This is a genomic window from Amphibacillus sp. MSJ-3 (assembly GCF_018919165.1).
In the GTDB taxonomy this organism is placed as follows: Bacteria; Bacillota; Bacilli; order Bacillales; family Amphibacillaceae; genus Amphibacillus.
Genome location: NZ_JAHLQM010000007.1, coordinates 16,983 through 36,362, shown reverse-complemented (window position 1 = coordinate 36,362; position 19,380 = coordinate 16,983). Strand labels below are relative to the sequence as shown.

Sequence of the window (19,380 nt, the reverse complement as noted above, 5' to 3'; positions counted from 1 at the left end):
TCCCTTTCATCACAGACTAACTGACTTTAAGACTTCCGCTTCGATTATACAAGGAAAGTCAGGGTTTATTATATAATTGTAATTACCGGTATGAGGTTGATCCTATGTATATACCTAAACAATACGCATATCTAGAAGAGGACTTGCAACAAATTAATCAGATTTTACTAGCGACCTTTTCACAAGCTGAAGAACCAATTAAAACTTTGAGTACTCAACTAACAAAAGCCGGTGGTAAGAGGACAAGATCTTTATTATGTCTTATCTCAAGTTGTTTTGGTCAAGAAGGTCAATCGAAACCCTATCGATTAGCTGCCGCTATAGAGTTAATTCATATGTCTAGTTTAATTCATGATGATATCATTGACCATGCGCCTTTAAGGCGTGGCATAACAACTATTCATGAGGCTTATAATAATCAGTATGCTACTTTTATTGGAGACTATCTATTCGCTCAAGCACTTGAGATGATGGCGGAAATTGAGAACGTTTATGTGCATCAAATTTTTGCTGATACAATAAATAAACTATCCATGGGTGAAATAGACCAGCTGAAAAGTCGCTATCAAATTAATTGTTCGGTGACTAAATATTTAAAAGTTAATCGTAATAAAACTGCTAGATTAATTGCTGTTTCTTGTCAATTAGGTGCACTAATGACAAATGCACCAACCTCAATTCAACAATCTTTGTATTGGTTTGGATATTATTTGGGGATGTCTTATCAAATTATTGACGATATCTTAGACTTTACTGATTACAATCAAAAGCTTGGCAAATTAAACGGTCAGGATTTAGCAGAAGGCTATCTAACGTTACCATCGCTTCTAGCGATTAAAGATAAAAAGCTTTATGATGAGATTAAAGAACATTTTCAACTACTTTATATGGGTTACCCTGTTGATTTAAAACCCACGATAGAAGAGATTAAACAGACAAAAGCGATTGATGAATCCTATCGAATCAGTCAATGGTATTTAAACCAAGCCTTGAAAAAAGTTAATCAATTACCAAGTCAAGTAGAAAAACAAATATTATTACAGATAATTGGCTATTTAGGAAAAAGGAATTATTGAGTAGGTTATATTTACTAGATAACATCAAACTTCAATTAATTCATGATTTTCTCCAATTGCCTTAAATGACCGGAAGTTTAAGGCAAGCTAGATCATTCATTTTTTATACCCAGTTAGCTAATTGTAGGTTTTACTCACTGAAATGTAATATATATATCATTCTATCTTAAGGCACTAGTTAGCTAGTGAAGGAGAAAAAATTCATGTCAGATTACCAAGAATTCATAACATTGATTAAAAGAAAAACAAAAATTGACTTAAGTTTATATAAAGAAGTACAAATGAAACGTCGCTTGACATCCTTACGTGATAAAAGAGGTTTTAAAGATTTTTCTACATATTATCAAGCTCTTGATAAAGATCAGGATATGATGGATGAGTTCCTTGATAAAATGACCATCAATGTTTCGGAGTTTTTCCGTAATATTAAGAGGTGGCAGGTATTGGAGGAAAAGATCCTTCCCGAATTAATCAAAAATAAATCACAGATCAGAATATGGAGTGCAGCATGCTCTACTGGTGATGAACCATATACGATCGCAATGATTTTAAGTCAGAAGATGGATATGTCCAAAGTATCCATTTTAGCAACCGATATTGATGAAAAAATATTAGAACGTGCAAAACAAGGAATTTATACAGAACGTGCATTAAAGGAAGTACCAAAGGCATTAAAAGACCGCTTTTTTTCTTATGACAATTCATTGTACACAATAGATGAGAAGCTAAAGCAGGTAATTACATTTAAAAAGCATAATTTATTATCTGATCCCTATCCAAAGGGTTTTGATTTAATCGTCTGTCGAAATGTCCTTATCTATTTTACTGATCAGGCAAAAACAGAAATATATCAGAAATTTAGTCAATCTTTAGTTAATGAAGGAGTATTTTTTGTCGGGAGTACAGAACAAATTTTCACACCCGAAGCTTATCAACTCAGATTATTAGATACTTTTTTCTATCAAAAGTATAAGTCATGAAATATAAGAGACGAGCATAATCGGAATGATTTATGAACGTTTCTTTTTTATAATTATAATTTTCAGTAAGACTCCCGCTTCAAGCATTTGAAGGGAAGTAAAGATTGTAAGTTGGGAGATCAACTGACAGTAAGGTCCCGATTGGTTCAAGGGCCTTTAGGTCATACCCTTGTGGTGCTAATAATCAATTGGGATACCCCCACTGATTAAAGTTTCACTGTATCTAAGGGAAGTAAATTACATATAAATTATTTTTAAACTGAAAATGTTTGAATAAAAGGAATTGTCTATTAATTTATTGCACACAGAAGTGCTAAGGTGTGTTATATTAATAAAAATATAAGAATAATTGAGGGGGAAGGTTGATGCGCTATTTAACGGCTGGTGAATCACATGGAAAGCAATTAACAACGATTATCGAAGGTGTACCAGCATTATTGCCTTTAACAAGTGATCAAATTAATCAATCGCTTTTAAGAAGGCAAAAAGGGCACGGTCGAGGAAAACGGATGCAAATTGAGAAAGATTTAGTTGATATTGTTGGTGGAGTTCGTCACGGTTATACGCTGGGTTCACCAATTGCCCTAGTTATTAAAAATGATGATTTTAAACATTGGCAGGACATCATGGGTGAAGATCCGATTGAGCCAGATGCAAGTTTACGACGTGTCGTCACCCGCCCAAGACCTGGACATGCAGATTTGAATGGTGCGATTAAATATGGGCACCGTGATATGAGAAATATTCTAGAACGATCGTCAGCACGCGAAACAGCTGCTCGAGTTGCTGCGGGTGCTGTAGCTAAAGTATTATTGAATAATTTAGGAATAAATATCGTTGGTTATGTTAATGAAATAGCTGGTATTAAAGCTGAATATTCAACAGATTTAACGATTGAAGAAAAAATTGCAATCTCTGAAGAATCCCCTGTCCGTTGTCTTGATTCAGAGGCAGGACAAAAGATGATGGATGCTATTGATAAAGCAAAGAAGGAAGGAGATTCTATCGGAGGTATTTGTGAAGTATGTGTCGAGGGGATGCCTGCTGGAATCGGTTCATATGTTCACTATGATCGAAAGCTAGATGCACGGATTGCCTTTGCGGTTCAAAGTATTAATGCTTTCAAAGGAGTTGAATTTGGGATTGGCTTTGAGGCAGCGAGAAGGAATGGTAGCCAGGTTCATGATGAGATCACTTGGTCTGAAGAAAGTGGTTATACACGAAAAACGAATAATTTAGGTGGTTTTGAGGGTGGTATGACTTCAGGCATGCCAATTATCGTTAAAGGCGTTATGAAGCCTATTCCCACTCTTTATAAGCCTTTACAAAGTATTGATATCGATACTAAGGAACCTTTTAATGCGAGTATTGAACGATCAGATTCATGTGCTGTTCCCGCAGCAGCAGTTGTAATGGAACATGTTGTTGCTTTTGAAATAGCAAAAGCAATCTTAGAACAATTTCCGTATGACCAATTTCCAAAACTTAAGGAAGCCATTGATCAATATCGTGAGGAAGTAAGGTGCTTCTAATGAAAAAAATAACTGTTCATACAAGTACAAAACAATATGATGTCACAATTGGTAAAGGATTAAGACATCATGTTCTGGATTTTTTAACGAAAAGATATAGTCGAATATTTATTATTACGGATAGTAATGTAGAACCCCTCTACTTGGATGATGTTATTCAATCTATTGAAAAGGATTATCATGTGACTTATACAGTTGTTCCAGCAGGTGAAGGTTCAAAAAGTATGCGGTTCTACTTTGATATTATGACAGAGGCAATTCGATCTGGTTTAGATCGAGATGGGCTAATTATTGCCTTAGGTGGTGGAATGATTGGTGATTTAGCAGGTTTTGTTGCAGCAACTTTTATGCGAGGAATTGATTTTATCCAAATGCCAACAACGATATTAGCACATGATAGCAGTGTTGGAGGGAAAGTAGCTATTAATCATCCAGAAGGGAAAAATTTGATCGGGTGTTTTTTTCCACCAGTAGCTGTAATTTATGATGTTGAGACACTGCACACCATTCCATTTACTGAAGTGAGGTCTGGTTATGCTGAGATTGTTAAACATAGTATGATTAATGAACCTCCTTTTTGGGAGAAATTACAACAAGTTGATTTGAATAAACCTTTGGATGATAATTATTTAAAGCAGGACTTATTAAGAGGCATTGAAGTAAAAGCAAATATTGTCGAACAAGATGAGCGTGAAACAAATATTCGTCAGTATTTAAATTTTGGCCATACATTAGGTCATGCTTTAGAGGCTGAGCTTGGTTATGGGAAAATCACACATGGAGAAGCAATCGCAATCGGGATGTTATTTGCCCTCCAAGTTAGTGAAAAGTATTATAAGTCCCAATTACCTTATGACGCGCTTTATCAATGGCTAATAAATAACCAATATCCAACTCGACTTCCACAATTATCAGTGGCAAAATTAGTGGAACGTATGAAACGCGATAAAAAGGTGAAGGATCAAAAGATTACAATGGTTTTATTAAAAGATTTAGGCAAACCAATGATCAAACAATTTGATGATCATAAAATTACGGTTTGGTTAGAAGATTTTTTACAGGAGTTGAATCATCATTGATTAGAGGAATAAGAGGAGCGACAACAGTAAGTCAAAATGACGCTATAGAAATCATTGACAATACACGTCAGTTAGTTTTAGAAATGATCGAACAAAATAAAATTTCCGCATCAGATGTTACATCTGTACTCGTTACAGTGACAACAGATTTAAATGCGACTTTTCCTGCTAAACCAATTAGAGAATTACCAGGATGGAAATATGTACCTGTTATGTGTATGCAAGAAATTGATGTTCCTAACGGTTTACCACGTTGCGTACGGATCATGATGACTGTAGAAACAGAGCTTAAACAAGAGCAAATCAAGCATATCTATCATCATGAAGCTAGAACATTAAGACCAGATTTATTTGAATAATTGGAGGGGTTGTCAGTGCAAGCGAAAGGTATATTTAAAGAGATGTCGCCATATAAACCAGGCAAGCAAACAGAGGACGTTAAGCGGGAATACGGGCTTGAGAAAATCGTAAAATTAGCATCGAATGAAAACCCATTTGGTTATTCAAATAAGGTTGATCAAGTTATAGAACAAGAAGCCAATCATTTTGAGATCTATCCAGATGGTTATGCTACTGAACTAAGAGATATACTTAGTGAAGATTTAGGGGTTGAACGTGATCAACTTGTTTTTGGATGTGGTGCAGATGAACTAATTGATATTATTTGTCGGACTTTTTTAGAGCCAGGCACAAATACAATTATTGCTAGACCGACATTTCCACAGTACAAACACAATGCTTTAATTCAAGGTGCGAGCGTTAAGGAAGTCCCTTTAATCAATGGTTATCATGATTTGCAAAAAATGTTATCAGAAGTTGATCAATCGACTAAAATAATTTGGCTTTGTTCACCCAATAATCCAACAGGATGTTTGATTAATGATCAATCTTTACAGAACTTTTTAACACAATGTCCAAAAGATGTTCTCGTTGTCTTAGATGAAGCTTATCATGATTATGCAGTAGCTTCGGATAAACCAAATACACTTAATCTATTAGATAAATACCCTAATTTAATTATTTTAAGAACTTTTTCTAAAGTATACGGTTTAGCTGGATTAAGGGTAGGCTTTGGTATAGCTAGTTTGTCGATTATTGAAGCATTAAATATAGCTAGGGGACCTTTTAATACAACAAGATTAGCTCAACAAGCAGCGATAGCCGCTTATAAAGATAGTGACTTTGTTAAGCGAACTGTTGAGGAGACTATTAAGAATAAACAGACCTTTACGCTCTTTTTAGATCAGGTAGGGTTAGAATACTATGATTCTGAAGCTAACTTTGTTTTTGTCAAATTACCGGTGTCCGGGGATCTTCTATTTGATTATTTAATTAAGAATGGTTTTATTGTTAGATCGGGCGAAGCCTTAGGACATCCAAATGGTGTAAGAATAACGATCGGAAATTCAGAAGACATGGTAGAATTACAAGATAAAATTAAGTTGTTTTTAGATAAATATACGGAGGATGGCATTAGTGAGTAAGAAAATATTAATTGCGGGACTAGGGTTAATTGGTGGGTCCCTAGCATTAAATATAACTGAACATTCTGATCATCATGTCATTGGTTACGATATCGATCAAAAATCATTGTCTTATGCCCTCGAGAAAAAAATTGTTCATCAAATTAGCACAAATTTTGAAGCCATTATAAAAACCGTAGATTTTTGTATATTAGCCGCTCCAGTATCTAAAACAATCGCTTTATTGGAACGAATTAAAACCGTTTCCTTTGACAAGCCAATTATTATAACTGATGTATCATCTGTAAAATCTAATATCATGGAGGTAGCAGAGTCAATTCAGTCAGATCATGTTACCTTTATCGGTGGACATCCAATGGCTGGATCGCATAAACAGGGAATTGAAGCTGCAAAAGGTCATTTATTCGAGAATGCAATATATATTTTAACACCAACAAAAAGAACTAGTGATGAGTCGGTGGCAGAGTTAAAAAGTATATTGTCTAGTACAAAGTCTAAATTTATGACTTTAAATCCACTTGAACATGATGAAATGACAAGTGTTATCTCACATTTCCCTCATTTAATTGCTTCCTCCTTAGTCCAACAGGCAAAGAGCTGGCAATTGAAACACGATAAAATTCCAACTCTTGCAGCTGGGGGGTTTCGCGATATTACTCGAATCGCATCTAGTGATCCAGCGATGTGGCAAGATATATTTTTCCAAAATAAAACAATTTTAGCTCAATTACTTCATGACTGGATTAATGAAATGCAAGATTTAAAAGCCTTATTAGAAAGCAATGATAAAATAACGATGTATCATTATTTAGAACAAGCGCGCGAGTACCGTGATGGATTAGATCGAACAAATAGAGGGGCTATCCCTGCATTTTATGATATTTTCGTTGATATTTTTGATCAAGCAGGTGCTATTTTGAATGTAGTTGAGCTCCTATCTAGTCAAGAAATCAGTATAAAGAATATAGAAATTCTAGAAATACGCGATGGAATTACTGGTGTCCTAAGATTAAGTTTGATGACCAAGGACGATCAATTAGCAAGTCATAGAATTCTCATAAAAAATGGTTACGAATGTTCGCTTGACTAATAGAGGGAGAGATATTGTATGAAAAAGATTCATTTAAGTCCTATAAAATCACCTTTAACAGGAACGATAACGGTGCCTGGCGATAAATCAATTTCACATCGAGCGATTATTTTTGGTTCACTTGCTAAAGGAAAGACAACAATTACTCACTTTTTAAATGGTGAAGATTGTTTAGTAACTATAAAGGCTTTTCAGGCAATGGGAGTAGAGATTAAGCAAAAAGGTGAAGAAGTTATAATTGAAAGTGAAGGACTTGATTGTTTAAAAGAACCACTAATACCAATTGACTTAGGTAACTCTGGTACAACTGCAAGATTATTACTAGGACTCTTATCTGGACTACCTTTTCACACTACCTTATTTGGAGATCAATCACTAACGGCCCGCCCGATGGATCGTATTCGGGATCCCTTATTAAAGATGGGTGCACAAATTGATGGGCGTAGTAACGGCAGTTATTTACCGATTGCGGTTCGTGGTCAATCTTTAGATGGTATTACATTTTATCCACCAGTAAAAAGTGCTCAAGTGAAATCAGGTGTGTTACTAGCTGGTTTATTAGCAAATGGTGAAACCACCGTTATTGAAACGATCAAAACTCGTGACCATACTGAAAATATGCTGACTGCTTTTGGTGGGAAGATCAAGATTGAAGGAAATAAAGTAACTGTACAAGGTAAACAAACTTTAACTGGAACAGATATTGAAGTGCCTGGTGATATTTCTTCAGCTGCTTTCTTTATTGTAGCAGCCCTACTTATTCCTGGAAGTGAATTAACGATCAAAGATGTTGGGTTAAATCCTACCCGAATAGGTATCTTAGATGTTTTAAAGCATATGAATGCAGATATTGTCATTACTGAAACAAAGCAGGTTGGTGGAGAGAGTATTGGTGATTTAAAAATCACTTATTCTGAACTAGTTGGTGTTGATGTAGCAGGTGACGTTATTCCACGTATGATTGATGAATTACCAATTCTCGCCTTATTAGCAACACAAGCAAAAGGAATCACGAGGATTCGTGATGCGGAAGAACTTCGATACAAAGAGACGGATCGAATTTCAAGTGTTGTTAATATCTTAAATACGCTAGGAGCCAAAGTTAAAGCAACGCCTGACGGTATGATCATTGAAGGTGAAACAACCTTAATTGGTGGACAAGTGGATTCTGATGGTGATCATCGTCTTGGGATGATGATTGCAATTGCCTCCTTGATCTGTCAAGAAGATGTGATATTAACAAATCCAGATGTCATTAATATTTCATACCCTACTTTTTTTGACGATTTGAACGCATTGCAATCGAAATAAAATTGCTAGCTATTAATAAAGTGAACCCTCACTGAGTGAAGGTTCACTTTATTTCTCCTTTCAATAAATTGAAATCAGTCCTATATTTCGTTATGATTAAGCTATTCTAAGTTTTCTTTTGAAAGGTTGTTATAAGTATGAATACAATTGATCAAGCTGTCCAGTTAATCGAACAAGATAAATTAAAAGAAGCAGTAAGTATATTACGTAAATATATCAGGAAAGCTAATGATGATGAATTAGTGATGATTGCTGATCTGTTTATCCAATTAGGATTGTTGAATGATGCTAGATCGATCCTTGAATCCTTACTGGAGCAATATCCAGAAGAAGCAGATATTCAACTGGCCTTAGCCGAAATATATATAGATTTAGAAGAAGATGAGCTCGCGTTGGTACAATTACAATCGATTGACTCATCAAGTGAAGCTTATCTTGCTGCATTAATAATTACAGCTGATTTGTATCAATCTCAAGGGTTATTTGAAGTTGCGGAACAAAAGTTAATTGAAGCTAAACAATTAGCCCCAGATGATTATTTGATTGATTTTGCCCAAGGCGAATTAGCCTTTTCACTTGGAAATTATAACGATGCTCTTTTTCATTATGAGAAGGTGTATCATCAAGTTGATCAGGTGGCGGATGTTGACCTTTCGCTTCGTTTAGCTGAATCTTTAGCAGCGATAGGAAAGTTTGAAGACGCACTTGAATATTATAAAAATACAGCTAGCGATGAGCCGGATATTTTATTTCGCTATGGCTTTATAGCTTATCGAGCAAATCGACTAGATATTGCGATCAAAGTGTGGGAAGAATTAATAAAACAGGATCGAGAATTTGCTTCTGTGTATAATTATTTAGCTGAAGCCTATGAAGAAGAAGGTTTAATTGAACAAGGCTATGAAACGGCAAAAACAGGTTTAACATTAGATCCATTGAATAAAGAATTATTATTAACAACCGCTTCGTTGGCAAGACGAATGGGTCAAATAAAGGAAAGCTATCGGTACGCACGCGAATCAGTTGTTATAGATCCAGGATTTAAAGACGGCATTTTATACTTGATTGAAAATTATCGCTCTGATGGTGATTTTGAAGCAATAATTGAACTTCTCACTCATATTATAGAACAAGGCGAAGAAGATGGATATTATAAATGGGAGCTTGCTAAAGCTTATGAGGAACAAGAAGACTATAGTTTAGCCTTACAATTTTACCAAGAAGCATATCTGGATTTTAAAGCTGATAGTGATTTTCTTAAATCGTATGGTTACTTTTTAGTTGAGGAGGGTAGAAAAAAAGAAGCGATTCAAATTTTCAATCGATACTTAGCGATTGAGCCAAGTGATGAAGAGATAGAAAATTATTTAGCACGTCTTAATGATTGAATTCATTTCATAATATCTATATCTAATTAAAAGGATGAGTGTTTAGTCATAATATTAATCCGTTACACGGTTTAACTTTAGTTAGTCAAGTGATTGAAGTGTGGTAGATAGGGGCTAGCTAGAAATAAAATGTCATGGCTTTCCTGAAATATAACACCAGCACAGCATTCCTCATCTAGCTGTAGAGGATTATAAGCAGGGGTTAGCAGTCAGAAAAGCCCGATTCACTCATCTAACACCAAATGGATCTCGGGCCAGTGAAGGTTTACTTGATATGTTGTTAGGTGATTATGAAATATATTTGATTAACAGATGTGGTAACTTTCCTAATGAATAGGAGGGGAGATGTTGAGTACGTCAATATCGATTCAAGATAAAAAAGTATTTATCAATTGGTTTTTAGCACATTATCAGTTGAAAAAACGAGAAAGTGTCTGGATATTAAATTATTTAATCAATCATGACAGTTTATTGAATAATGTCCACTTTATTAGGGAGGCGCGTTTTTGCCCGCGAGGGATGATTATTTCAACACAATGTTCTTCTGAAGTAGCTTTCCGATTTTATAAAGATCATATTGTGACGACAGATGCAGAAAAGTCATTTCATGATATCCGTTTAAATCGCCATGAGCCAATATATATTCAATTGTCATTTAAGAACTCACATCAAAGCGCAGAGTATAGTGCCGTATTAGAGGATAATCCTTTTTTACCTGATGATTTTTTTATTACAAAGAGAGAAAAACAATTGGCTAAGGAATTTTTAAATTTTACCTTATTTGAAGCTGAAAAGAAACAATTGATGGATAAAGTTGACTATGCACTTGATCATCAAGATCGTAAGCGTTTTATACATTATGCAAATAGATTAAAAAAGCTCAATGATGACTATGATGCGGATCGATTATTTATAGATGATCAATAGGTGGATTATTATGCTGGGTTAATGATCAACCCACTAAAACTAAATTTACAGAGTTTAAGGGATACAAACATTTCGTTGAGACGGATAACCACAAAAATGCTCCAGTAAGTTATTTCTTGGCTTTTGCGCCGATTAATTATGCCTCAGATACAGTCCCCAAATGTTATCGTATCGCAAAAAGCTTCTCACGAACGGTAAATGGAAGTTGAAACTGTCTAGAGTTGGGAAATTCTAGACAGTTTTTTGTGGAGAAGATGAGAATAGATAATGATTAAAAACTGTATTGACAGAGTTAATTTGATCAGGCATTAGATGAATCCGGGAGAGTTTACATATATATAAAGCTTGGTATAATTGTTATAAATTAAATGGTCATTTCTCATAGGTTATTTTTAGATTAGGCATTGCTTTATAGCAAGTTGATTGACTGATAACCTTCCTTCAATCCGATAGAGGAACCATCAACTAAAAAGCTGGATCAACAGTAAATAAACCCCAATCTGTCCATCTAATACTCAGAGAAAGATGAAAAATTAATTAACATCATTTATGAGAAGTTTATTTTTAATATTTTCTTTGAAAGGATTTGTAATTATGTCTTGGCTATATTCAATCTTAAAGGATCGAAATTTTTTAATTTGTCTATTCATTATTAATTTATTGGGAACTATTTATGGCTATATTTGGTATGGAGATCAACTTGCCTCCACACCAACTATCTTTCTTCCTTTCGTACCTGATAGTCCAACAGCAAGTTTATTTTTTACACTTTTTTTAGGTTTTTATCTATTTGGTCGACATGTACCTTATATTGAGGCACTAGCAATGGTTACCTTATTTAAATATGGAGTTTGGGCAGTTATCATGAATATACTTGTACTCATCATAGAAGGAGATTTATCGCTACAAGGATATATGCTGATTGCTTCACATGGAGCGATGGCGATAGAAGGCTTACTGTACGCCCCAATCTATAAATTTAAGTTAAAACATTTGGTTCTTACTGCTATTTGGACATTACATAATGATTTTATAGATTATGTTTTTATGATGATGCCGCGTTACTATTCGTTAGACTTATATATAAATCAAATAGGTTATTTTACTTTTTGGTTAAGTATTATTTCCATTTTATTGGCTTATTATTTATCTATTAAGAAAAGGAGGATGACTATTTATTGATGAAACACTGATTCGGGTTTATTTGAATAGGCTATAACAAAAACATGGGAGGCTATTCAAATGCTTGGATTAGTGAATCATTTTCTTGCCTTCGTTTCGAGTAAACAAACCGCAATAGATGATGCCTTTCAAGGAATTGAATTATTAAATGCAGCATTAATTATTTTTGCTTTCATCATTGTCTGTTTAAGTTATGCAATGTTTAAATTGTATCAATCTAGTCGGTCTCATCAATCAGCACCAAAAGTAAACAAAATTATAAATGATAATGATGATTTTAAAGAAGGATAGCTAAAGGGATTAGGGAGATAGGCAGCTTTTTATCAAAAGAAAGACATGGTCTGACCGTTGTCAGATCATGTCTTTTTTTGTACAATAATAAAAATGATGGCTATAATAGAAATGTATTAAAAAATCAGTTAGGTTGAAGGGATAAAAATGAGAAGTGAGGTTGGAAGATGTCAAAGGTAAAACATAACGATGTTCGTATGATGCAAGCACGTGTTGATAAATATATTTCACAATTTGAGGAAGGTTATTTTAGCCCTTTATCTATGATTGCGAGATTTTCTGAAGAAGTTGGTGAACTCGCCCGAGAGGTAAATCATTATTATGGTGAAAAACCAAAAAAGGACAGTGAGGAAGAAAACACGATTGAGAATGAATTAGGTGACTTGTTTTTTGTCATGCTGACCTTTGCAAATTCGCTTAATATTGATTTAGCACAAGCCTTTGACCAATCAATGACAAAAATTGAAACACGGGATAAGAATCGTTGGACAAAAATAGAAACGGAGCGTGAAAGATAGTGAATCAAATAAAAGTTGTCGTAGCGGGTGCTAGTGGTAAAATGGGAAGTGAAGCATTGCGTATGATTGACAAACAACCAGATTTGATATTAGTTGGCTGTGTAGATAAAAGAAATACAGGCAAAAAGGTAAGTGACGTTGAAGGCTTAATAAAGTCAGATGCCGTTTTTTATAATGATATTAATCTTTGCTTTAAAGAAGTATCACCAGACGTTTTAATTGATTTAACTAGCCCTAAGGCAGGTTATAAACATACAAAGGCGGCCCTTCTAAACGGTGTTCGCCCAGTTGTCGGTACAACTGGTTTTACAGCGGAACAAATTAAAGATCTATCTGAGTTAGCAATTGAAAAACAAATAGGTGGGATTATTGCCCCTAACTTTGCCATGGGTGCTGTATTGATGATGCAATTCTCAAAATGGGCAGCGAAATTTTTCCCAGATGTTGAAATTATCGAAAAACATCATGATCAAAAGGTCGATGCCCCTTCAGGAACAGCCATAAAAACGGCGGAATTAATTCAAGAGAATCGTTCTTCTAAAAAACAAGGGCATCCAGAAGAAGAAGAAATAATGACTGGTGCTAGAGGTGCTGATTTTGATGGAATGAGAATCCATAGCGTACGCTTACCTGGATTAGTCGCGCATCAGGAAGTGATTTTTGCTGGTCCTGGTGAAAACTTAACAATAAAACATGATTCATTTCATCGCGAATCATTTATGTCTGGAATTAAATTTGCCATTGATCATGTTATGCAATTGACAGAATTGGTTTATGGATTGGAACATTTAATGATAGACTAAAAGTAATATAATTAAAGAAAAAGGAGATGACAATTAATGAGAATTGCGCTCATTGCTCATGATAAGAAGAAGGAAGCGATTATTCAATTTGCTATATCATATCAACACATTTTAAGTCGACATGAATTATTTGCAACTGGAACAACAGGGAAAAAAATAGTTGAGGCCACCGGATTATCCGTTCATCGCTTTCAATCGGGTCCACTTGGTGGCGATCAACAAATTGGGGCTAGAATTGCAGATAATAAAATGGATTTGGTCATCTTTTTTAGAGATCCCTTAACAGCTCAACCACATGAGCCTGATATTAGTGCCTTAATGCGCTTATGCGATGTTTATCAAATCCCTTTAGTAACGAATTTAGCTGGAGCTGAAGTTATGATTCGAGCACTAGAAGCAGGTTTCTTGAATTGGCGCGAACTGCTTCAAGATGAACAAGAGTAAAAAATGAACAAAGATGATTTTGAATTAGCAAAGGAAGTTATTCAGAAGATTCAGCGTGCTGGTTTTCAAGCATACTTTGTTGGTGGTGCTGTCCGTGATTATTTGTTGAATCAGCCGATCAATGATATTGATATTGCAACTTCGGCGACACCGAAAGAGATTCAAACCATTTTCGAACAAGTTATTCCAGTGGGGATTGAACATGGAACAGTGATTGTTCGTTATTTAAATCAGTCATATGAAGTGACAACATTTCGATCAGAGAAAGGATATTCTGATTTCCGCCATCCTGATCAAGTTGAATTCGTGCAGTCTATTTATCTTGACTTATCAAGGCGAGATTTTACAATGAACGCAATTGCTTTGACCAGCGAAGGCTTATTTATCGATCCATTTGCTGGACAAGAGGATTTAAACAACAAATTAATTCGGGCTGTTGGTAAGCCAGTTCAACGCTTTCATGAAGATCCATTAAGAATCCTTCGTGCAATTCGATTTGTTAGTCAACTGAATTTTGAACTTGATCGCCTAACTTGGCATGATATGAAAGCAACTATAGCCCTGATTGAAAAACTGTCAATTGAACGCGTGACAATTGAATTAGATAAACTATTTAGTGGACAAGCGGTACAAAAGGCAATTTGGTATGGATACCAAAGCGATTTATTTAAATATTTACCAATTTTCAAAGACAATATTAACTTGACAAATCAATTATTAGTCATTGAGAAACCATTTAATCAATTGGTTGATGTTTTTTCTTATTTATATCTAAGTGTTGATCGGACAATAACGATTAAACAATGGTGTAAAACTTACCGTTTAGCGAATAAAGAATTAAAAAAAGGTGAATTGTTAGTGGAGCTAGTTGACCAATATGAGCGAGATGGTTTAACGCCTTGGTTAGTCTATCGACTACCAGAAACGCTAATAAACAGTTTCATTCAACTTGTCGAGCACTTTTTAGGTCACTCGATTAGTAAAAAGCAGATAATCGAAATTGATCATCAATTGCCCATAAAAAATCGTCAGGAAATTCAACTAAATGGTTATGACCTAGTTGCTTTATATCCAAATCGTCCAAAGGGAGAATGGCTAAAGAAATATTTGCAAGATATTGAACGCGGCATTATTGAAAATAAACTAATTAATGACAAAGATCGGATAAAGGAGTGGCTATTATCGTGTCATCCACCCGAGAAAAACTAATTTCATTGCTATCTAGTCATACTGAATCTTTTGTATCAGGACAATGGCTTTCAGAGCAATTACAACTATCTAGAACGGCTGTTTGGAAACAGATCAAACAATTAGAGGAAGATGGCTATAAATTCGAGGCCGTCCCAAATAAGGGCTATCGTTTACTCACTCAACCCAATAAAGTGAGTGAGAATACATTATATTGGGGTTTAAATACTAAATGGCTTGGGAAGGAATTAGAACATTATCCTATACTTGATTCTACCCAAGGTCTTGCTATGGAAAAAGCTCAATTAGGAGCAAAAGAAGGTCTTGTTATTGTGGCCGAAAGACAAACGGCAGGTAGGGGAAGATCTCGGCATAAATGGCATTCTGATCATACTGATGGGATTTGGTTTAGTTTTGTTATTCGTCCAAAGATTATACCAACTAGAGCACCACAACTTACCCTATTAACGGCTACAGCTGTTGCGCAAGCAATTGAAAATGTAACAGGAATTAAGCCATCAATTAAATGGCCAAATGACCTTTTAATTGGTGACAAAAAGATTGCTGGTATTTTAACTGAAATGCAAGCAGAACATGATGAAATTCATCATGTTGTAGTTGGGATTGGTTTAAATGTTAATCAATCAGTAGAGGATCTTAACCATGAGATCAAGACTATTGCCACGTCGTTAAAAATCGAAACAGGGGAAACTTATCAAAAGCAAGAGATTATTCAAGAGATATTAACAAACTTTGAAGCAAGTTACCATGATTACTTAGCAAATGGTTTTGAACCAATCAGAAGGAAATGGTTAGCATATGCTTATCGCTTGGGTGAAACAATTCGTTACACAGTTAATGGCAATGTTAACGAGGGTATTTTCCGTGGCATTGATTATGATGGCACATTAATTGTTGAGAATCAAAAACAGGAAAAACAAAAACTTTATTCAGCTAAAATCGATTGGTTTTCGGAGGTCGAAAGGCTTGAAGACTAGATTTGTTTTTCTAAAATGATAAAAAATTACGATGATCATAGCTTAGGATTGTCCATCTGAAAAAAACAGTAAAAAAGCTGAGATCGATATGATTTTTAATTGGTGATTCTATAGGAAGGATTGCCCCTGCTTATCAATCAACAATTAATATGACTATTGATGATATGATTCGCTATGAAAATGTCCTTCATCGAAGGGTGAAGATACTTTTATGCTACTTGATATGCCATTTATGACCTATCATAGTGAGATCTGACGGCTTGTTAAGGTGGGATAAAAGATGGAGCTGATATAGAATGAATAAATTTGCTGTCGTTGATTTAGAAACAACAGGGAACTTAGTAAATAAAGGTGACCGGATTATTGAAATTGCAATTGTTATTTATCAAGACGGTCAGATTGTCCAACAGTATAATCAATTAATAAATCCAGAACAACATATCTCTAGATTTATAAGTTACTTAACTGGTATTACAAATGAAATGGTAGCTGACCAACCTACATTTGCCGAGGTTGCCCATGAGGTTTATGCTTATTTTGATCAAGTTTATTTTGTAGCACACAATGTTCCGTTTGATCTAGGCTTTCTTAATTATGAATTAAAACAGGCAGGATTATCACCAATCACACAACCTGTTATTGATACGGTTGAATTAAGTAGAATTTTATTACCACAAGCACCTAGTTTTAAACTCGCACAGTTATCCGAATGGCTCGATCTAAAACATGATGATCCCCATCGGGCATTATCAGATGCGTATGTAACAGCGAAGATATTAGATCATTTGCTCAATAAGCTGAATAAATTACCATTAACGACGATCAGACAGTTAATCTTTCTAGAACCTAATCTGAAAAGTGATTTAAATACAATTTTAGTTAATCAATGTGATAAAACTGAAATGAAATATGAGTTGAATAAATCCTTTAATTACGCATATAACCTTGCCTATAAACCTATCGAACAAGAACAATTAACTCATATAGAAACAAGGGATTCATTTGGTGAATTGTTAGACCTATTATTTTCTGAGGAGACCCCATTCAAAAATATATTTTCTAAATTTGAAGATCGGCCAGGTCAAAGAGAAATGGCTGAGTATATTTATCATGCCTTTCAAAGTGATCAACATGCAATCATTGAAGCGGGGACTGGGGCTGGCAAAACATTAGCTTATCTTATTGCTGCATGCTATCATGCTGTTCATCATCATGAAAAAGTCATTATTAGTACATATTTAAATCAATTACAGAAGCAACTATATAATCAGGAGTGGAATCAATTAAAACATGCTTTACCCTTTGATTGCCAAGTCGCGGTTTTAAAGGGGCAACAGCATTATTTAAACTTGGCATTGTTTAGTCAAGCTCTATATGATCCTAGTCATAATTATGATGAAGTTTTAACCAAGGCTATCCTTATGGTTTGGTTAACTGAAACAAATACTGGTGATATTGACGAAGTGCAATTGCCTTCAGGTGGCTATCGGCTTTTCAAACGCATTTCAGCTTATAATGCCCTTTCTTCTATATCCAAACAGGAGGATCAGGCAGATATCTATTATCAAACAGCTAAACAGCAAGCTGAACAGGCTGAGTTATTAATTATCAACCATTCATTATTAACCGATTCAATGTTCAGAGAAGACGATTTTATTAATAAGAATGTTAAAATCATTATCGATGAGGCACATCACTTAGAACATGTTGTTGCTGATCGGTTTGGTTTACAATTAGATTATTTATCGAGTCATAAAAAGCTCAAAGCAATCCGACAATTTCTTGATCAATTACAATTAGAAAATCATGATTACAAATCGAAATTAAATCAATTAGTGACTTTGTCGATAGAAGAAAATGAATTATTTTATCAATATCTCTATCATCTAGTTAATAAGGATCGTAAGAAGGTGACCAATAAAAATGATCAGGGTAGATATCAATATATGATTGATTATGAAGATCATTCTGATTGGATCGTCGTAATTGAAATGGCTGAAAGATTACAATTTACAATTCATGATTTAATTCAATCACTTAATCAAGTGACATTAGAAAATTACCAACAAACAAAAAAAGTCCATTTTATTCAAGAACTAACAAATATAAAAATTACTTTACGGGATTATTTTAATCGTGATGCAATTAATAAGAGCGTTAATTGGATTGAAATCGAACGAGCTGGATCACAAAATGCTGTTTATTTATATCAACACCCCATTGATACCGCACAGTTTTTACGACAGTCTTTATTTGATAAGATGAATAGTATAGTATTGACGGGTGCATCATTATCCGTTTCAGGACACTTTGAATTTTTCAAGCGTCAGATTGGAATGGAAAATAAAGAAATGATTGAACGTAAAGTATCATCACCTTATCTTTATCAGGATAAAGTAAAATTGTTAATTCCAAATGATTTTCCAATTGCGGAATACAATGATCTAGATCCTTTTATTGAGGCGACATGTGAAGCTATATTTACTTTGGCTAATGCAATTAATGGACGAATGTTAATTTTATTTAACTCCTACGAACTATTGCGTAAGGCCTATTATTTGTTGCGCGACTTATTTGATGATGACTATATACTTATTGCCCAAGGAATTTCAAGTGGTAGTCATGAACGATTAAAGAAGAACTTTCAAAGCCTTAATCGGTCGATTTTATTAGGGACAAATGCATTCTGGGAAGGATTAGATATACCCGGGAGCGATTTATCCTGTATTGTCATGGTACGCCTACCATTTGACTCACCTAATCATCCTGTTATCAAACAGAAGCATGAATTACTACTACAAGAGGGGCAAAACCCGTTTTTATCCTTGTCATTGCCGAATGCAGTGCTTCGATTTAAACAGGGATTCGGTCGATTGATTCGTTCGCAATCTGATCGAGGGATTATATTTGTTTGTGATGATCGCCTGATGACCAAAGACTATGGACAAGCATTTATAAATTCGATTCCTAATGTCCCTATTTTTCATCGTAGAACAAACGAATTATTAGAAATTGCGAGCAACTGGCTTTAGTATGTAAAGCTTGATTTTGCATCATAATAAATAGATAAAAACCAGGTGGTGAAAGAT

At 34.6% G+C, this 19,380-nt stretch carries 18 protein-coding genes; all 18 read left to right on the top strand.

Annotated elements, in window-relative coordinates; translation table 11 throughout:
* Nucleotides 1-104 precede the first annotated feature (104 nt).
* The 18 genes from KQI76_RS03565 to dinG all read left to right on the top strand — a co-directional run bounded on the left by KQI76_RS03565 (nucleotide 105) and on the right by dinG (nucleotide 19,323).
* Nucleotides 105-1,076, top strand: a complete 972-nt coding sequence (locus KQI76_RS03565; protein ID WP_216398937.1) for a polyprenyl synthetase family protein — start codon at nucleotides 105-107, stop codon at nucleotides 1,074-1,076.
* Between the two features lie 203 nt (nucleotides 1,077-1,279).
* Nucleotides 1,280-2,056, top strand: a complete 777-nt coding sequence (locus KQI76_RS03560) for a CheR family methyltransferase (protein WP_216398936.1) — start codon at nucleotides 1,280-1,282, stop codon at nucleotides 2,054-2,056.
* Nucleotides 2,057-2,421: 365 nt separating this feature from the next.
* Nucleotides 2,422-3,588 carry a chorismate synthase gene (gene aroC, locus KQI76_RS03555; RefSeq protein WP_216398935.1) on the top strand — a complete coding sequence of 389 codons (1,167 nt, stop codon included), beginning with the start codon at nucleotides 2,422-2,424 and terminating at the stop codon, nucleotides 3,586-3,588.
* Entirely contained in the window at nucleotides 3,588-4,667 is a 1,080-nt protein-coding gene (gene aroB / locus KQI76_RS03550; RefSeq protein WP_216398934.1) for a 3-dehydroquinate synthase, read from the top strand. Before aroC ends, aroB begins: the two co-directional genes overlap by 1 nt.
* Complete coding sequence (gene aroH, locus KQI76_RS03545) at nucleotides 4,664-5,026, top strand: chorismate mutase (RefSeq protein WP_216398933.1); 363 nt, start codon at nucleotides 4,664-4,666, stop codon at nucleotides 5,024-5,026. Before aroB ends, aroH begins: the two co-directional genes overlap by 4 nt.
* A gap of 15 nt (nucleotides 5,027-5,041) precedes the next feature.
* Nucleotides 5,042-6,151: a histidinol-phosphate transaminase gene (hisC, locus tag KQI76_RS03540; RefSeq protein ID WP_216398932.1), complete on the top strand. Its 1,110-nt coding sequence runs from the start codon at nucleotides 5,042-5,044 to the stop codon at nucleotides 6,149-6,151.
* Nucleotides 6,144-7,241 (top strand): prephenate dehydrogenase, encoded by a 1,098-nt coding sequence (locus tag KQI76_RS03535; protein WP_216398931.1) that lies wholly within the window; start codon nucleotides 6,144-6,146, stop codon nucleotides 7,239-7,241. Before hisC ends, KQI76_RS03535 begins: the two co-directional genes overlap by 8 nt.
* Nucleotides 7,242-7,259: 18 nt before the next feature.
* Nucleotides 7,260-8,552 (top strand): 3-phosphoshikimate 1-carboxyvinyltransferase, encoded by a 1,293-nt coding sequence (aroA, locus tag KQI76_RS03530; protein ID WP_216398930.1) that lies wholly within the window; start codon nucleotides 7,260-7,262, stop codon nucleotides 8,550-8,552.
* 137 nt (nucleotides 8,553-8,689) lie between these two features.
* A complete protein-coding gene (locus tag KQI76_RS03525; RefSeq protein WP_216398929.1) occupies nucleotides 8,690-9,940 on the top strand; it encodes a tetratricopeptide repeat protein in 1,251 nt (416 codons plus the stop codon).
* 348 nt (nucleotides 9,941-10,288) lie between these two features.
* Nucleotides 10,289-10,867 (top strand): ReoY family proteolytic degradation factor, encoded by a 579-nt coding sequence (locus tag KQI76_RS03520; protein WP_216398928.1) that lies wholly within the window; start codon nucleotides 10,289-10,291, stop codon nucleotides 10,865-10,867.
* A gap of 594 nt (nucleotides 10,868-11,461) precedes the next feature.
* Nucleotides 11,462-12,049 (top strand): lipoprotein heptaprenylglyceryl N-acetyltransferase LhaT, encoded by a 588-nt coding sequence (gene lhaT / locus KQI76_RS03515; RefSeq protein ID WP_216398927.1) that lies wholly within the window; start codon nucleotides 11,462-11,464, stop codon nucleotides 12,047-12,049.
* A 60-nt stretch (nucleotides 12,050-12,109) separates the two neighbouring features.
* Nucleotides 12,110-12,340: a hypothetical protein gene (locus tag KQI76_RS03510; RefSeq protein ID WP_216398926.1), complete on the top strand. Its 231-nt coding sequence runs from the start codon at nucleotides 12,110-12,112 to the stop codon at nucleotides 12,338-12,340.
* 167 nt (nucleotides 12,341-12,507) lie between these two features.
* Nucleotides 12,508-12,858, top strand: coding sequence for a nucleotide pyrophosphohydrolase (locus KQI76_RS03505; RefSeq protein WP_216398925.1), 351 nt, complete (start codon nucleotides 12,508-12,510; stop codon nucleotides 12,856-12,858).
* A complete protein-coding gene (gene dapB, locus KQI76_RS03500) occupies nucleotides 12,858-13,661 on the top strand; it encodes a 4-hydroxy-tetrahydrodipicolinate reductase (RefSeq protein WP_216398924.1) in 804 nt (267 codons plus the stop codon). Before KQI76_RS03505 ends, dapB begins: the two co-directional genes overlap by 1 nt.
* Nucleotides 13,662-13,697: 36 nt before the next feature.
* Nucleotides 13,698-14,105: a methylglyoxal synthase gene (gene mgsA / locus KQI76_RS03495; RefSeq protein ID WP_216398923.1), complete on the top strand. Its 408-nt coding sequence runs from the start codon at nucleotides 13,698-13,700 to the stop codon at nucleotides 14,103-14,105.
* 3 nt (nucleotides 14,106-14,108) lie between these two features.
* Nucleotides 14,109-15,314, top strand: a complete 1,206-nt coding sequence (locus KQI76_RS03490; protein ID WP_216398922.1) for a CCA tRNA nucleotidyltransferase — start codon at nucleotides 14,109-14,111, stop codon at nucleotides 15,312-15,314.
* On the top strand, nucleotides 15,290-16,291 hold the full coding sequence (locus KQI76_RS03485) for a biotin--[acetyl-CoA-carboxylase] ligase (protein ID WP_216398921.1): 1,002 nt from the start codon (nucleotides 15,290-15,292) through the stop codon (nucleotides 16,289-16,291). Before KQI76_RS03490 ends, KQI76_RS03485 begins: the two co-directional genes overlap by 25 nt.
* A gap of 296 nt (nucleotides 16,292-16,587) precedes the next feature.
* Nucleotides 16,588-19,323, top strand: a complete 2,736-nt coding sequence (gene dinG / locus KQI76_RS03480; RefSeq protein ID WP_216398920.1) for an ATP-dependent DNA helicase DinG — start codon at nucleotides 16,588-16,590, stop codon at nucleotides 19,321-19,323.
* Nucleotides 19,324-19,380: the final 57 nt, after the last annotated feature.

What these genes read in the sequence shown, in the direction of transcription:
- KQI76_RS03560 (WP_216398936.1), top strand. Translation starts at nt 1,280, where the DNA reads ATGTCAGATTACCAAGAATTCATAACATTGATTAAAAGAAAAACAAAA.
- KQI76_RS03565 (WP_216398937.1), top strand. Translation starts at nt 105, where the DNA reads ATGTATATACCTAAACAATACGCATATCTAGAAGAGGACTTGCAACAA.
- KQI76_RS03525 (WP_216398929.1), top strand. Translation starts at nt 8,690, where the DNA reads ATGAATACAATTGATCAAGCTGTCCAGTTAATCGAACAAGATAAATTA.
- lhaT (WP_216398927.1), top strand. Translation starts at nt 11,462, where the DNA reads ATGTCTTGGCTATATTCAATCTTAAAGGATCGAAATTTTTTAATTTGT.
- mgsA (WP_216398923.1), top strand. Translation starts at nt 13,698, where the DNA reads ATGAGAATTGCGCTCATTGCTCATGATAAGAAGAAGGAAGCGATTATT.
- KQI76_RS03510 (WP_216398926.1), top strand. Translation starts at nt 12,110, where the DNA reads ATGCTTGGATTAGTGAATCATTTTCTTGCCTTCGTTTCGAGTAAACAA.
- KQI76_RS03490 (WP_216398922.1), top strand. Translation starts at nt 14,109, where the DNA reads ATGAACAAAGATGATTTTGAATTAGCAAAGGAAGTTATTCAGAAGATT.
- aroB (WP_216398934.1), top strand. Translation starts at nt 3,588, where the DNA reads ATGAAAAAAATAACTGTTCATACAAGTACAAAACAATATGATGTCACA.
- aroA (WP_216398930.1), top strand. Translation starts at nt 7,260, where the DNA reads ATGAAAAAGATTCATTTAAGTCCTATAAAATCACCTTTAACAGGAACG.
- dinG (WP_216398920.1), top strand. Translation starts at nt 16,588, where the DNA reads ATGAATAAATTTGCTGTCGTTGATTTAGAAACAACAGGGAACTTAGTA.
- KQI76_RS03505 (WP_216398925.1), top strand. Translation starts at nt 12,508, where the DNA reads ATGTCAAAGGTAAAACATAACGATGTTCGTATGATGCAAGCACGTGTT.
- aroC (WP_216398935.1), top strand. Translation starts at nt 2,422, where the DNA reads ATGCGCTATTTAACGGCTGGTGAATCACATGGAAAGCAATTAACAACG.